The sequence below is a fragment of the Lentzea sp. NBC_00516 genome (assembly GCF_036346835.1).
Lineage (GTDB): Bacteria > Actinomycetota > Actinomycetes > Mycobacteriales > Pseudonocardiaceae > Lentzea > Lentzea sokolovensis.
On sequence record NZ_CP107840.1, the window covers coordinates 1,209,067 to 1,223,643 of the forward strand.

The window sequence follows — 14,577 nt, forward strand, 5'->3', positions numbered from 1 at the left end:
GGCCGCAACGGGGCCTGAAACACCGAGAACCACTACACGGAGGTGCTTTCCGATGGAGAAGATCGTCGACGCGACCGACCTGCTGACCATGGGCTTCGAGGACGACGCGCTGCTGATGGAGGACAACTCCCTCTGCACGCTCTGCTCCTGGACGTCGAGCCAGAACTGACCGGATCTCCGGTAATGCGGTGGGCCGCCTTCTGGCGGCCCACCGCAAGTCCCTTCTCAGGCAGGTGAATGTCATGCGACGACGCGTTGCCCCGGACCCGATCCGGCGCGAGGCCGGCGAGATCGCCGCCGCCTGCGCCGACACCTACACCGTGCGCGGTGAGCCGTTCTGGTGGCACTTCGACCCGGTGGCCGACCGTCCGGCCCGCCGCCAGGGCTGGAAGATCCACGTGAGTGCCTCACCTCTGCACGCCGCCGAGGTGCTGCGCCGGGTGGCCGCCGTCGTCGTTCCGCTGTCACTGCGCTGGAAGGCCGCGCGGTCCGTCGACAAGCTGATGGACCTCAGCTCGCCGCCCTCCCCGCTGACGCAGTCCGGCAAGTTCATCACCATCTACCCGGAGTCGGACGTCGAGTCGCTCGCGGCGTCGTTGGACGCGGTCACCCGCGAGTTCGACGCGCCCGTCGTTCCGTCCGACCGCCGGTTCCGGCCGCACAGCAACGTCTACCTCCGCTACGGTGCGTTCGTCGGGCAGAGCGTCTTCGACCCTGTCGAGCAGAGCCTGAAGTACGTGCTCGTCGACCCGTCCGGCCGTCGCGTGGAAGACCGGCGCGCGCCGGGCGTGGCCGCGCCGGACTGGATCGACGACCTGGTGCCCGCGCGGCCGCGGGCGTTCCTGGCCCGGCCCGGCAGCGGGTTGTTCGGGCGCGAGATCGTCGTGCAGGGCGTGCTGCGGCAGTCGGTGAAGGGCGGCGTGTTCCGCGTGCTGCACCGGGGCGTGCCGGCCGTGCTGAAGGAAGCCCGGATCGGGACCACGCCGGACCGGCTCGGCCGGGACTCGCGCACCGCTCTGCGCAACGAGTGGCAGCTGCTGCGCGCGTTGAGCGGGTCAGGGCTGGCGCCGGAGCCGTTGGCGTTCTTCCACCAGGAGGACAACGCGTACCTGGTGCAGGAGTTCCTGCCGGGACGGACGTTGCGGGCCGAGGTGGAACGCCGGAACTACCGCTCCGAGGTGTCGCCGGCCTCGTTGCTGGAGCTGCTGGACGGGGTGCGGCGGCTGGTCTCCGCGGTCGAGGCTCGCGGGATCCGGCTGCTCGACCTGACGCCGAACAACATCATGGTCGACGGGGCCCGGCTGGCCGTGATCGATCTGGAGCACGCCGGGCTCGTCGACTCGCCGGAGCCGCCGTTCGTCGCGCACACGCCTGGGTATGTGCCGGCTGCTGCGCCTTGGGCGGCGGACACGGAGTACGCGCTCGCGGCTATCGGGCATTACGTGCTGACCGGCATCGATCCGTTTCTGGGGCGGGACGTCGACTACGCCTCGCACCTTGCGGCGGTGTTGGACGCCTTCGTCCCGGCTGGGCTGGACACGACAGTGGTGGACGACATTCGCGGCCGGTTGGGTGCGACGGCGACGGCGCTTGCCGCCGATTCGACGGTGGAGGAAGCGGTCGAGGCCGGTGAGGAGCTCGTCCGCCTCGCCGAGTGGGACCGGCATCCCTGGCCGTGGCCCCAGCGCTGGGCTCCCGGCTCGATGCACCCGGCCTCGTTCATGGCGGGCACGGCCGGCATCGCCCGCTTCTACCTCGACCTGTGGGAAGCCACCGGCGACAAGACGTGGCTCAAGCACACCGACAAGCTCCTGACCTGGACCGTCGAGAACAACCCCGTGGTCCCGGGCCAGACCCCGCCAGGCCTGTACTTCGGCCTCGGCGCACTCCCGTGGCTCATGACCGACCTGGCACAGGCCGGTCACGAACCCGACCTGTGGCAGCAGGAAGCACTGAGGTTCGCCGACGAACTCGCGGCGATCGACGTCCACGGCTGGGACATCACCCACGGCTGGGCGGGCGTCGGGCTGGCGAGAACGGCGTTGCTGCGGGCCACCGGTGAAGGTGCGGACGAGGTCTCGAAGATCATCGTCAGGATCCTCGCCGGGGTGTCGACGAAGGACGGCATTCCCGCCTGGCCGAACAACGGCTCGGCGTTCCACGGGTTCGCGCACGGCAGCGCGGGCGTCGCGTACTTCCTGCTGCACGCCGGACTCGCCGTGGACGATCCGGTCGCGGTCGATCTGGCCGTCGCCACCGGGCGTGCGCTGCTGACCCACGCGATTCCCGCCGCGAAAGGCCTGTCCTGGCCTCACAAACCGAACAGCGACACCGTCTGGTCGCACTGGTGCAACGGCGCGGCGGGGGTCGGCATCCTCCTGCACGCGCTGGCACGACACACCGGAGACGACGACCTGACCCGAGGCGCGATCGCCGCGGGCCGGGCGATCACGACCGCGCGGCCGTTCGGGAGCACGTGCCGGTGCCACGGGCTGGCGGGGGACGGGGACTTCCTGCTCGACCTCGCGGCGGACCACGAGGAGTTCCACGAGGGCGCCGTCCACATCGGACGCAAGCTCGACGCGCTGCGGTTCCGGGACGGGTTCGCCGTCAAGTGGGCGCCGGAAGGGCTCGGCGTGCCCCGGCCCGACTACATGCGCGGCTACACCGGCGTGCACGCGTTCCGGCTTCGGCTCGCGGGCCACGTCGCCCGTTCGCCACTGACCCTGCGACTCGAGGAGCGACCGTGAACCTCACCGACCTCCTGGTCCACGAGATGGTCGTGGACTGGGGCTCCAACCGGCGCGTCATCACCAAGCGCAACGGCGAGACGGTGTTCGAATGCGTTGTGAGGCCTGCCCAAGGCCTCACCTACGTCACCGAATGCCTGCCGCAGCGCGACGATCCGGCGACCGTGGAGCACCTGGCCGAAGTGCTCGCGTACCTGCGAGGGCTCGGGATGAACGACGTCGTCGCGGTCCACCCGGAGTTCTGGGACGTCGGCGGCACGGACTGCGGCCGCATCGTGCCGATGTGGCTCAGGCTCGACAGCGAGATGATCGCGTCATTCGAACGGGCGCTGCCGGTCGGGTACCGGATCGCGCCGTTCACGACCGAACTGCCGGGCGGCGACCACGACCGCGGCGTGTTCGAGGAGATCGTGTCCGGCCAGTACGGGCCGCTCATCGACGAGGCCAGCCTGAGGATCGTGGAGGACGGCACCAAGGGCGCGATCGCCGTGACGGAGGACCGGGGTGTGCCGCTGATCGGGCACCTCGTGGTCGAGTCCGGGCAGCGGGGCGCGGGTCTGGGCAAGACGTTGCTGGTGCGCAGCATGCTCGCGCTCGCGTCCGCCGGATACGCCGACTGCCGCCTCAACGTGATGGCGGAGAACTTCACCGCGCGGCGGCTGTACCGATCGATTGGCTTCGTGCAGGACCGCGCGATGCTCAAGGCGAGCCGGGTGACGTCATGAGCGTGACGGTGCTGTCGGTCGAGTCCGCGTGGATTCCCGGCGTGCTGGCCGACCTGCGGGCGCGACACGGGAAGGTCCGCTACTACCTGTCGGCCGGGCGGCCGTTGTGGCTGAAGGAAGACGGACCCGCTGACCTGACCACGGCGTTGCTCAGGTGCCACGACGAACGCGAGGCACGGCTGCGTGCCGAGGTCAGGGCCGTGCGTGAGTGGCTGGCCGAGGGCGGCAAGCGGGCCGTGGTGGTCGAACTGTTCGGTGCGCCGACTCACGACGACGTGCGGTTCCTGCAGGAGTGCCGCATGCGGCTGATGCGCGGGGAAGCGCAATCGGTCACCGTGCTCCGGCACATCCGCGGCGCGGTGCCGGTCGAAGGCGACGAGATCCTGGCGATGCTGCGCCTGGCCGGTGGATCGGTGCCGGAGAACGAGTTTCGCGCCTGGCAGGCCGCCCACGGCTGGGACGACTCGCTCGTCCACGCCGTGACGTCCACAAGGGACGGTCTGCGCACCTATGCCACCCCGGTCGCGCGCCCGGTGCCGATCACCCCGGAACTGGCCGCGGAGGTCGTCACGACCTCGTCCGCGCCGCTCTCGACGGCCGCGCTGCTCACCGATCCCGTCCTGGCGCTGAAAGCCTTCACCGCCGGTGCCGCCGCCGAAGCCGCCGGTCAGGGACGCGTCCTGTCGCGCTACGCGGGCAATCTCTACCGGCGCGCACTCCAGTCCGACGGCATTCCGCACGGCACGGCGGCGAGCGCCTACCTGGCGGCACTGGTGGCGGACCGCCGCCGGGTCTCCGGCACGCTGGCCGGCCTGATCCTCGACCAGGCCGCGAAGTGGGACGTCGAACCGGCGCAGCAGGCGATGCTCGCCTACAGCCTTGGCCAGCTGCTTGCCAAGGACCCCGACCAGGCCGAGCGCTCATCGGCCGCACGGTGCTTCGCGCACGCCCGCGAACTGGACGTGCCGGTCACCCAGGTCGCCGCGTCGTTCAACGGCGCCGCGCTCGCCCTCTACCGCGACCGCGACCTCGACGGCGCCGTCACCAGCATGCGGAACGCGCTGAAGCTGCTGGAAGGCCACGACACCGTTGCCGATCAACAGATCCAGCTCCTGACGAACCTGGCCAAGCTGCGCCGCGGCACCCCTGAAGCTGTCGGCCTCTACCGGCAGGCGTGGGGCATCGCGGACGACGTCGCCAACGCCACCTATGTCGCGTCCGACCTCGTGCGGGTATTGCTGGACGCGGGGGAGGAGGCCGAGGCGGAGGCCGTCGCCACGCGGCTGCTCGACCTGTTCGACCGCGCCGCCGACACGAACCAGGCGAGCGAGAAGGCCGTCTCCGCGGTGTGCTTCCGCCTTGCCGACCGGCGACTCTCCGCGGGCGCGATCACCGAGGCGGCCCGCTGGTACCTCGCCGCGGTCAGCCGGATGCGCCGCGGCGCGCCGGACGTCGTCGACGCGGTCCTGCGCAACCTCGGCGAACAGCCGGAAGCGCTGCTGCGGGAACGCGCCGCGCACGCCGTCGTCGCCGAGGATCTCCTGGCACTGCGGGGTCTGCTGGCCGGTGCGGCATGACGATGCTCTCGCCGGGCAGCGACCTGCTCGCCCTGACCCGACCGGGCGAGGTGGGCCTCGTCGAGGTCGACCCGGACGGCAACGCGGACCTGGCCGCGACGGACTGGATCCCGGCCGGCGACTGGCACCTCGCCGGCTGGGCCGCCCCGACCCTGCTCACGTTGCGCCGCCGAGGCGAACTGGGCCTCCTGGACACCGACCGCCGGATGCTGACGTCATCGCATCCGGTGGTCGGACGCACTCTGCGGTACGACGGCGAGGAAGCACTGATCGCGGTCGTGCGCGACGGCCGCCCGATGCTGTGCGTTCATCGTCCTGACGACGGCGGCTACCGGCTCCTCGACGGCACCGAGGGAGTTCGCTCGATCGCCGCATGGGACCGGAGCACCCTGGTCTTCACCAGCGACCGAGGCGTGACCCTGATCCAGGGCGGCGAGCGGATCGACCTCGGCGCGGTGTCCGCGGCAGGGGAGGGCCCGCTCGTCGCGTTGACGGGAGAGGGCGAAGTGCCGGGAGTGCTGGATCTCGCCACCGGCCGGACGCGGTGGTTCACCGAGGAAGGCGGGGGCATCGCGGTCTCGCCATCCGGGCTGCTGCTCACGATGGCCTGGACCGACCACCGCTACGTCCACCGGGTGCTCGATCGGGATGGTCACATCATCGGAACGCCCGTGCCCGACCACGGCATCGCCACCGACCTGGCCTTCACCGCCGACGAACGCCACCTGCTCGGCCGCCACCAGTCCCCGGCCGCGTCGCCCTCGCTCGTCCGCTGGAACATCCACAGTGGACGAATGCAGGTGCTGCCCGGCCAGCAGCGGGAGGAGATCACCGTCCGCTGGAGGCACCGCGAATCGGCGCAGTCGCCGGAATGGCTCTATGAACCGGAGAACGGCCACGGCGGCGTGGTGCTGCACCTGCACGGCGGCCCGCGCAGCCAGCTCAGGCAGATCCACGAACCGATGATCGCCGCGCTGGTCGACTCGGGCTGGACCGTCATCGGCATGAACTACCCCGGCAGCTCCGGCTACGGGGACTCGTTCCGCGACGTCGTGGTCGGAGATTGGGGCGGCGCCGACGTCGCGGCCGTCATCGCCCGGCTGCGCGAACTGCGTGGCGACCGGCCGTTGTGCCTGTACGGACAGAGCTACGGCGCCTACCTGGCCCTGCTCGCCGCCGCACCCGACCTGGTGGACGCCGTCGCGGTGTGGGCGCCGGTCACGGACCTGAACGCCTTGCTGGAGTCCGCGACCGGCTTGCACCGCCAGTGGCTCAGGACCGAACTCGGCGCTCTGGCAGAGGATCCAGCCGAACTACGTGAACGCAGTCCGATCCACCGGCCGTTCACCGCGCCACGACTGCTGATCGGGCACAGCGAGGGAGACGACAGGGTGCCGGTCGGCCAGTCGCGTGCCTTCGTGGAGCGGTTGGGGGCCGAGCGCTACCTGGAGCAGCACGGGAACGGCCACGAACCAGCCGACATGGCGGCGTGGACGGCTGCAGTCGTGGCGCACCTGGCAGACCTGATGGTCCGCGCCGTGCGGGAGGAGGTGTCGGCGTGAAGACGTTGCTCTGGCAAGCCGGTCGCTGGCGGTTCGCCCTGTTCTGCGTGCTGGCGGTGCTGCAGGGCCTCGCCCCGGCCGCCGCCATCGCCGCGTCGGGCGTGCTCGTCGCCGGACTCCCGGACGACCCCGCGCAGGCCACCCTCGGGCTCGCCCTGTTCGGCACCGCACTCCTCGTGGGCACAGTGCTTTCCGCGGTCCTGGACCACGAAGCCGCCGTTCTCGACGGCAGGTTCGCCCAGGCCGTCCACGAGACGGTCGCCGGCGCCACCCTCCGCACGAGCGCCGCGAACCTGGTCGACCCCAGGACTACGAAGGAACTGGGCGCGCTGGCCGAGTTCGAACGCGTCGACGGCTTCGTAGGCACCGTCACCGCCCTCAAGGAACTGCTCAGGCAACGGGCGACCGGCGTCGGCGCCGCGGTGGTGCTGGCGACGTTCGCCTGGTGGGCGCCGATCGTCATGTTCCTCGGGTGGCGCGGCCTGAGCTTCGGCGTGCGGAAGTGGCTCGACCACGGCATGACCCTCGGCGCGCAGCAGGGCGAGAACGCGATGCGCCGCGCCCGTTACCTGCGTGGCCTCGCCGTGGACAGCCCCGCCGCCAAGGAGATCCGCGTGTTCGGCCTCGCCGGGTGGCTGGTGCCGCTGTACCGCGACTCGTACCTCAGCGCGCTGGAGGTCGTGTGGGCCGGACGGAAGCTGGGCATGCGCACGGTGTTCGCCGCGACCGGCGGTGTGCTGCTCGCCCATCTCGTCGTCCTCACCGCGATCGCCCAGGCGACCACCACACCGGCGGAGATCGTCGTCTACGCCCAGGCGGTGCTGTCCACCAGCGCGCTCGGCTACGTGTTCGGCGCCGAGATCCCGCTGGCCCGTGCCCGCAAGGTCGCGGAACTGGCCCGGACCCTCGCTCAGCGCCTCACCGCGGCCCCCACTCGGCCACAGGTGACCGCACAAGCCATCCAGCTCACGAACGTCCACTTCGGATACGCCGGAAAGCCCGTCCTGAAGGGCATCGACCTCACGGTCCCGAAAGGACAGTCGCTGGCGATCGTCGGCGAGAACGGCGCGGGCAAGAGCACGCTCGTCAACCTGCTGTGCGGCATCTACCAGCCGGACAGCGGCGAGATCACCATGCCCGGCAAGGTCAGCGCGATCGTGCAACGGTTCACCCGCTTCGAACTCTCGCTGAAGGACAACATCGGCTTCGGTGAGGGAGGCGTCGAGGAAGCACTGGAACGGGCAGGCGGCGAAGGCCTGCTCGACGACCTCCCGCACGGCTGGGACACGGTCCTGTCGTCCTCACACCCGAACGGCCGCGATCTCTCCGGTGGCCAGTGGCAGAAGGTCGCGCTCGCCAGGGCGTTGCGAGCGGTCGAGTCCGGCACCCTGATCATGGACGAGCCCAGCGCCAACCTCGACGTGCTGGCCGAGGAAGAACTCTTCGCCCGCTTCAGCGAACTGGCCGGCGAGATCACCACGATCCTCGTGTCGCACCGGCTGGCGTCGGTGAAACACGCCGATCGCATCGTTGTCATCGCGGACGGCCGCATCGCCGAGGACGGCACCCACGCCGAACTGATGGCGGCGAACGGGCAGTACGCCGCGATGTACTCCCTGCAGGCAGAACGGTTCGCGGAGGTGAGTCATGCGTGAGATCCGCGTCCTGGTCGCGATGGCGTGGCGGGTGGACCGCAGGCTGACCCTCGCGATGATCGCCGAGCCGTTCGGCAACACCCTCGTGCTGCTGTCCGGCCTGTGGCTGGCGATGCTCACCAACGGCGTCATCCAGAACGACACCCGCCAGGTCGTCACCGGTGTCGCCGCACTCGTGCTCGGCGCCGGGCTCGGCTGGCAGCTCGACCTGTCGGCCAGCCAGTGGCGGATGGTGCTGGGGGAGAAGGTCGCGCACGCGTTCGACACGGAGATCGCGCGCCTGTCCGCCGAACTGCCGACCCTCGAACACTTCGAGCGCGCCGAGTACCAGGACCAGCTCGAGATCCTGCGGCAGCGCCAAGGCCAGCTCGGCAACTCGATGAGCGCCCTCGCCGTCACGATCAAGGCGATCTGTGCGGGCCTCACGGTCCTCGTGCTGCTGGTCGTCGCGCACCCGGCGATGCTCCTGCTGGTGTTGCTCGCGTTGCCCGCCTTGCTGATCACGAAGACCCAACAGCGGTGGCGGGCACAGGCGGAGGACCAGTCGGCGTTGCCCGGTCGCACGGCCCGGCACCTGCGCGCGGTCGCCCAGGATCGGGACGCCGCCGTGGAGATCCGGCTCTTCGGGCTCGCGGACAACCTCGAACGCCGCATCGGCACGCTCTGGAACGCCCAGCGCCGGCCGATCGAGCACGCCGAACGCAAGGTCGCGCTCCTCTCGCTCGCCCAGCAGGTCCTCTACGTGATCGGCGTGATCGCCGCCGTCGGTTTCGTGCTGCACCAGGCGATCCAGGGCAGGTCGGCGCCCGGTGACGTCGTGCTGGCGATCTACCTCGGGCAGCAGGTGCAGACCGCGGTGATCTGGCCGATCCAGGCCGTCGCGGGCTTCGGCCGCACCCTGCACACCGTCAGCCGTTTCCTCTGGCTCGCCGACCACGCCCACCCGGCGACGGGCAGCGAACGAGCGCCGGAGCAGATCGTCGAGGGCATTCGGCTGGAGAACGTGTCCTTCCGCTATCCCGGCACCGACAGGTGGGTGCTGCGCGACGTCTCGCTGACCATCCCGGCGGGTGCGGCGCTGGCCGTGGTCGGCGCGAACGGCGCCGGCAAGACCACCCTCGTCAAGCTCCTGACCAGGATGTACGAGCCCACCGAAGGCCGGATCACGGTCGACGGCGTGGACCTCGCCGACCTGGACGTCCACGAGTGGCGCGCCAGGCTCGCCGCGGCGTTCCAGGACTTCGCCCGCTTCGAGTTCACCGTCCAGCACGCGGTCGGCGTGGGCGACCTGGAACACCTCGACGACACCGGGCACGTCCGCAGGGCGATCACCAGGGCGAGCGCCGACGTGCTGGACCAGGACGCCCAACTCGGCACGTCGTGGGGTGGCACGGACCTCTCCACCGGCCAGTGGCAACGGATCGCGCTCGCCCGCGGCCTGGCCAGGACCACCCCGCTGGTGCGGTTCTTCGACGAACCGACCGCGTCGCTGGACGCGTTCACCGAGGACGCCTTGTTCGACAGCATGACCAGGGCCACCGACGGCGCGAACGGCATGATCACGATCCTGGTCACGCACCGCTTCTCCACCGTCAGGTCGGCGGATCTGATCGTGGTGCTCGCCGACGGCGGCGTCGCGGAACTCGGCTCACACCGGGCGCTGCTGGACCGGAACGGCCGGTACGCGCGGCTCTACCGGTCGCAGGCGGACGCGTTCGCTGATTGACATGCGGGAATGGACGTCCAGCAGCTGCGCTACGTGTCCGCGTTGAAGGACTTCCGGTTTTGACTTGCATCCGGTGCCCAGGTACGGGTTTACCGTCGAGGCATGAGCGAGATTTGGGCGCCCGAGGCCTGCACGCTGCCGACGGCGGAGAGGCCGTTCCGCCAGGCCGAGTTCGACGAACTGCTCGCGACCGCCGTGCGCCACCGTCCAGAGAGGACACGGCTGGTGCTGGACCTGGAGCCACGGCCGGAAGTCGCGGCCCGCGCGGCGGATCTGGCGGTGCGGGAGACGGGCTGCTGCTCGTTCTTCACGTTCGAGCTCACGGCGACCGGCGGCGGCCTCAGCCTGGCGATCTCGGTGCCGGACGCGCAGGCAGAGGTGCTCGACGCGCTGGCGGCGAGATGACCGCGCTGCGCACGGGCGAGGTGGCGTCGGCGGCCGGCGTGAACCGGGAGACGCTGCGTTACTACGAGCGCGTCGGTCTGCTGGCGCGGCCGGAGCGTTCGCTGGGCGGGCATCGGCTGTACCCGCGCGAGACCGTGACGGTGATCCGGGTGATCAAGTCGGCGCAGCGGCTCGGGTTCGCCCTGGACGAGGTCGCCGAACTGCTCGGCTCCCGTCGCCCTGGCCTGCGGGAACGTGCCGAGGTGAAGCTCGGCGAGGTGGAAGCGAAGATCGCGGACCTGGAGGTCGTCCGCGAGGCGTTGCGCGCGGCGATCTCCGCGGGGTGTGACGACCTGGTCACCTGCTCGCACACACCTGCCTGCCCGCTGCCGGGGATATCGTCCTGATCAACTGATCGGGAGGGTGCCTTGCCGGGGTTCGTCGCGGGGATGGAACGTCACCAGGTCGTCGTCTACCTCGGCGCACTGGCCGCGGGCGGGGTGGCCGGCTGGGCGGCTCCTGGCGCGGGGACGTTGCTCGAACACGCCATCAACCCCGTGCTGGCGGCCCTGCTGTACGTGACGTTCCTGCAGGTGCCTGTCAGGCAGCTCGGGCGTTCGCTGCGTGCGGGCCGGTTCCTCGGTGCCGCACTCGTCGTGAACTTCGCGGTCGTGCCGTTGGTGGTCGCCGCGTTCTTCACGTTCCTGCCCGCCGACCAGGCGATCAGGCTGGGCGTGCTGTTGGTGTTGCTCGCGCCGTGCGTCGACTACGTGATCGTGTTCAGCGGCCTGGCCGGCGGTGACAGCCGGCGCCTGCTCGCCGCCACACCGCTGCTGCTGATCGCGCAGATGGTGCTGTTGCCCGGTTATCTGCTGCTGTTCCTCGGCTCTGACCTGGCCGTGGTCGAGCCGGGGCCGTTCGTCGAGGCGTTCGTCGTGCTGATCGCGATCCCGCTGGTGCTGGCGTGGCTCACCCAGACCTGGGCGGGGGAGCGGGTCGGCGCGATCAGCACGACGATGGTGCCGTTGATGGCCGCGACCCTGTTCGCCGTGGTGGCGTCGCAGGTGCCGAAGCTCGGCGACCTCGAGCCGGTCCTCGGCGTGGTGCCGTTCTACGTGGCGTTTCTGCTGGTCATGGCGTTCGTCGGGGTGGCTGTCGCGCGGTTGTTCCGCCTGGACGTCGCTTCCGGGCGCGCGATCGTGTTCACCGGGGCCACGCGCAACTCGCTGGTCGTGCTGCCGCTGGCGTTGTCGTTGTCCGATCTCGCCGCTGTCGTCGTGGTGACGCAGACGCTGGTCGAGGTGATCGGCATGGTCATCTACGTGCGGGTGGTGCCGCGCCTGCTGCGGTGACCGCGGAACGTCATGCCTGCGCGGCGAGCTGACGGTCGCGCAGCGGGGCGAGTGCGCTGCTCCAGGCCACGAGCTCGTCGAACATCGTGGACAGCGTGGCCGCCTGGAACTCGGACGGGTGGAACTCGGTGAAGTTCGTGAACTCGGTGAACATCGACAGCGACACGCTGGTGCGCACGTCGGCCAGCTTGAGCTCGCCCGCGACCAGACGGAGGTGCTCCACGGCCCTGGCGCCGCCGACGCCGCCGTAGGAGACGAAGCCGACCGCCTTGTTGTTCCACTCGGCGAACAGGTAGTCGATCGCGTTCTTGAGCACGCCGGACGTCGAGTGGTTGTACTCCGGCGTGACCATGACGAACCCGTCGAAGCCCGCGATCTTCGCCGACCACGCCTTGGTGTGGTCGTGCTGGTACTGGCCCATGATCGGGGGCATCGGCTCGTCGAGGTGGGGCAGCGGGAAGTCCTTGAGGTCGACCAGTTCGAACGTCGCGTCGTCGCGCCGCTCCGCGTGCTCGAGGACCCACCTGGCCACCTGCTCGCCGTTGCGGCCGGGACGGGTGCTGCCGATGATGATTCCGATGTGCGTCATGTTCCTGAGGTCCTTTGCCGAGATCATCTGGAGTTAAGCGGACTGCACCCCGATTCCATAAGTGGACTCTACCCCGCTTGTGCGAGGAGTGTTCGATGCCGTGGGTCACAACGGCCGTCTTCTACGATGAACCGATGAGGGGCGGCTGGGGGCTGCGGTGGCAGGAAGCCGCGTTGTGGGCGGTCCTGGTGGTGCCGCTGGTGCCGGGAGCGTGGGGTGATCCGGTCGAGCTGGCCGCCGGTCTGGTCCTGCTGACCGCCGCGGTGGTGCTCTTCCGCAGGTTTCCGGTGTGGACGCTGTGCGCGCTCGTCACCGCCGCGGCGCTCCCCGCGCTGGTGCTGGCGCCGACCGTGACGAACCCGCCGTGGGTCTGGCCGTTCCTCGCCGCTGGGGTGTTCGGGTTCCGCGCCGGACGGTGGGTGCCGGAGCCGGTGCTGGTGCCACTGGCGGCCGTGTTGCTCGCGGGACTGCCGGTCAGCGTGCTGGCGGACGGTTCGACGCGCGGCGGTTTCGGCGTGCTGTTCGGGGTCTACGACTGGTTCCTGCTGGTGCTGATCGTGTTGGTCGTGGTGCTGGGACCGTGGTTCGCGGGCCGCTACCTGAGGTCGCGCGCCGAACTCGTGGCGGCGGGGCAGGAGCGGGCCGCGTTGCTGGAACGGGCCCGGATCGCCAGGGAGATGCACGACTCGCTCGGCCACGAGTGGGGGCTCATCGCCTTGCGTGCCGCGGCTCTCGAAGTGGCCCCGGATCTCGCCGAACGGCATCAGGTCGCGGCCGGCGAACTGCGGGCGGGGGTCGCGGCGGCGACCGAGCGGCTCCAGGAGATCATCGGCCTGCTGGGACCGCGCGACGAACGGACCGGCGTCGGCGAACTGGTCGAACGCGCGGCGGCTGCGGGCATGGACGTCACCTGGATCCCGGCCGAGCCGTCACCGGAAGCGGTCGAACGCGCTGTGTGCCGGATCGTCCGGGAAGGACTGACCAACGCCGCCAAGCACGCGCCCGGAGCACCGGTCAGCGTGCGGGTCGAACGCTCGTACAACAGCACGACCGTCACTGTCGCGAATGGACCGGCGACCAGGAAGCCCGCTGCGGCGCGCGGAGGTGTCGGACTGGCAGGACTGACCGAACACGCCCGGCTGCTGGGTGGCACGCTCACCGCCGAGCCGCACGAAGGCGGGTTCGCGCTGGTGGCGGAGCTACCGCACGACGCGCGACCGGCGACCGTCAGTGCGCCGGCTCGCCGAAGCCTCCTCGGCGTGGCCAGGAAACCGCTCCTGATCGGCACCTCCGTCGCCGTGCTCGCGATGGCCCTGTACGCGGTGGTCGGCGCGAACAACAGCCTCGACCCCGAGGTGTACGACCAGATCCAGCTCGGCGCGCCGCGCGCGGACGTCGAGGCCGTGCTGCCACCGTTCCAGATCCTGGGGGACTCCGAACGCATGCTGTCCGACCCGCCGCAGGGCGCCGACTGCCGCTACCACTGGTCGCGCGTGCAGACCGACGACCGGTTGTTCTTCCGGCTGTGCTTCGTCGAGAACCGGTTGGTGCTCAAGGAGACCGTGCCGCGCAGCGCCATCTCGGCGGGGGTGGCGAGGTGATCAGGGTGCTGCTCGCCGACGACGAACCGCTGACCAGAGCCGGTGTCCGGGCCGTGCTCGGCGCCGACCCGGAGTTCGAGGTGGTGGGCGAGGCAGCCGACGGGCGCGCGGCGGTGGAACTCGCGCAGGCTCACCGGCCGGACGTCGTGCTGCTCGACATCATGATGCCGGGCATGGACGGGCTCGCCGCGGCGGCCGAGATCCGCCGCACCGTCCCGGACACCGGCGTGATCATGCTGACGACGTTCTCCGAGGACGAGCACATCGCGCGCGCGTTCGACGGCGGCGCCAGCGGTTTCCTGCTCAAGTCAGGCGATCCGAGGGAACTCTTCGCGGGCATCAGGGCCGTGGCGGAGGGGGCGGCGTACCTGTCGCCGAAGATCGCGCACTGGGCGATCCGGCGGCTGGGCGGTGAACGGGAGACCGGCGCGACCCGTGCGCGAGAGCTGGTCGCGAGGCTCACCGATCGCGAACGGGAGGTGCTCGCGCTGGTCGGCGCCGGGCTGCCGAACGCCGAGATCGGCCGGCGGCTGCACGTCGTGGAGGGCACGGTGAAGGTGTTCGTCGGCTCCATCCTGCGCCGGCTGGAGGTGCCGAACCGGGTGCGGGCGGCGATCATCGCGTTCGAGGCGGGGCTCGTCGGTCAGGGTTGATCT

At 70.7% G+C, this 14,577-nt stretch carries 12 protein-coding genes; 11 read left to right on the forward strand and 1 reads right to left on the reverse strand.

Going from position 1 to position 14,577, the window contains the following annotated elements:
- The first annotated feature begins 242 nt into the window (after nt 1-242).
- From OG205_RS05270 to OG205_RS05310, 9 genes are all read left to right on the forward strand, one after another.
- Nucleotides 243-2,750, forward strand: a complete 2,508-nt coding sequence (locus tag OG205_RS05270) for a class III lanthionine synthetase LanKC N-terminal domain-containing protein (RefSeq protein WP_330275104.1) — start codon at nt 243-245, stop codon at nt 2,748-2,750.
- Nucleotides 2,747-3,475 (forward strand): GNAT family N-acetyltransferase, encoded by a 729-nt coding sequence (locus OG205_RS05275; RefSeq protein ID WP_330275105.1) that lies wholly within the window; start codon nt 2,747-2,749, stop codon nt 3,473-3,475. Before OG205_RS05270 ends, OG205_RS05275 begins: the two co-directional genes overlap by 4 nt.
- Nucleotides 3,472-5,052 (forward strand): hypothetical protein, encoded by a 1,581-nt coding sequence (locus OG205_RS05280; protein WP_330275106.1) that lies wholly within the window; start codon nt 3,472-3,474, stop codon nt 5,050-5,052. The genes OG205_RS05275 and OG205_RS05280 overlap by 4 nt, the downstream gene beginning before the upstream one ends.
- Entirely contained in the window at nt 5,049-6,614 is a 1,566-nt protein-coding gene (locus OG205_RS05285) for an alpha/beta hydrolase family protein (protein WP_330275107.1), read from the forward strand. The genes OG205_RS05280 and OG205_RS05285 overlap by 4 nt, the downstream gene beginning before the upstream one ends.
- Nucleotides 6,611-8,269 (forward strand): ABC transporter ATP-binding protein, encoded by a 1,659-nt coding sequence (locus OG205_RS05290; RefSeq protein ID WP_330275108.1) that lies wholly within the window; start codon nt 6,611-6,613, stop codon nt 8,267-8,269. The genes OG205_RS05285 and OG205_RS05290 overlap by 4 nt, the downstream gene beginning before the upstream one ends.
- Complete coding sequence (locus OG205_RS05295) at nt 8,262-9,995, forward strand: ABC transporter ATP-binding protein (protein ID WP_330275109.1); 1,734 nt, start codon at nt 8,262-8,264, stop codon at nt 9,993-9,995. The genes OG205_RS05290 and OG205_RS05295 overlap by 8 nt, the downstream gene beginning before the upstream one ends.
- A gap of 102 nt (nt 9,996-10,097) precedes the next feature.
- Complete coding sequence (locus OG205_RS05300) at nt 10,098-10,400, forward strand: hypothetical protein (protein WP_330275110.1); 303 nt, start codon at nt 10,098-10,100, stop codon at nt 10,398-10,400.
- Complete coding sequence (locus OG205_RS05305) at nt 10,397-10,786, forward strand: MerR family transcriptional regulator (RefSeq protein WP_330275111.1); 390 nt, start codon at nt 10,397-10,399, stop codon at nt 10,784-10,786. The genes OG205_RS05300 and OG205_RS05305 overlap by 4 nt, the downstream gene beginning before the upstream one ends.
- Before the next feature lie 42 nt (nt 10,787-10,828).
- The gene (locus OG205_RS05310; RefSeq protein WP_330278105.1) at nt 10,829-11,731 is read left to right on the forward strand and encodes an arsenic resistance protein; all 903 of its coding nucleotides are present in this window, start codon (nt 10,829-10,831) and stop codon (nt 11,729-11,731) included.
- Nucleotides 11,732-11,741: 10 nt separating this feature from the next.
- Here the strand turns inward: OG205_RS05310 and OG205_RS05315 are convergent, their stop codons facing one another.
- On the reverse strand, nt 11,742-12,320 hold the full coding sequence (locus tag OG205_RS05315) for an NADPH-dependent FMN reductase (RefSeq protein WP_319974438.1): 579 nt from the start codon (nt 12,318-12,320) through the stop codon (nt 11,742-11,744).
- Between the two features lie 134 nt (nt 12,321-12,454).
- Here OG205_RS05315 and OG205_RS05320 point away from each other — a divergent pair, with 134 nt between their 5' ends.
- Both OG205_RS05320 and OG205_RS05325 read left to right on the forward strand, forming a co-directional pair.
- On the forward strand, nt 12,455-13,921 hold the full coding sequence (locus OG205_RS05320) for a sensor histidine kinase (protein WP_330275112.1): 1,467 nt from the start codon (nt 12,455-12,457) through the stop codon (nt 13,919-13,921).
- Nucleotides 13,918-14,574, forward strand: coding sequence for a response regulator transcription factor (locus tag OG205_RS05325; protein WP_330275113.1), 657 nt, complete (start codon nt 13,918-13,920; stop codon nt 14,572-14,574). Before OG205_RS05320 ends, OG205_RS05325 begins: the two co-directional genes overlap by 4 nt.
- The last annotated feature ends 3 nt before the right edge of the window (nt 14,575-14,577 follow it).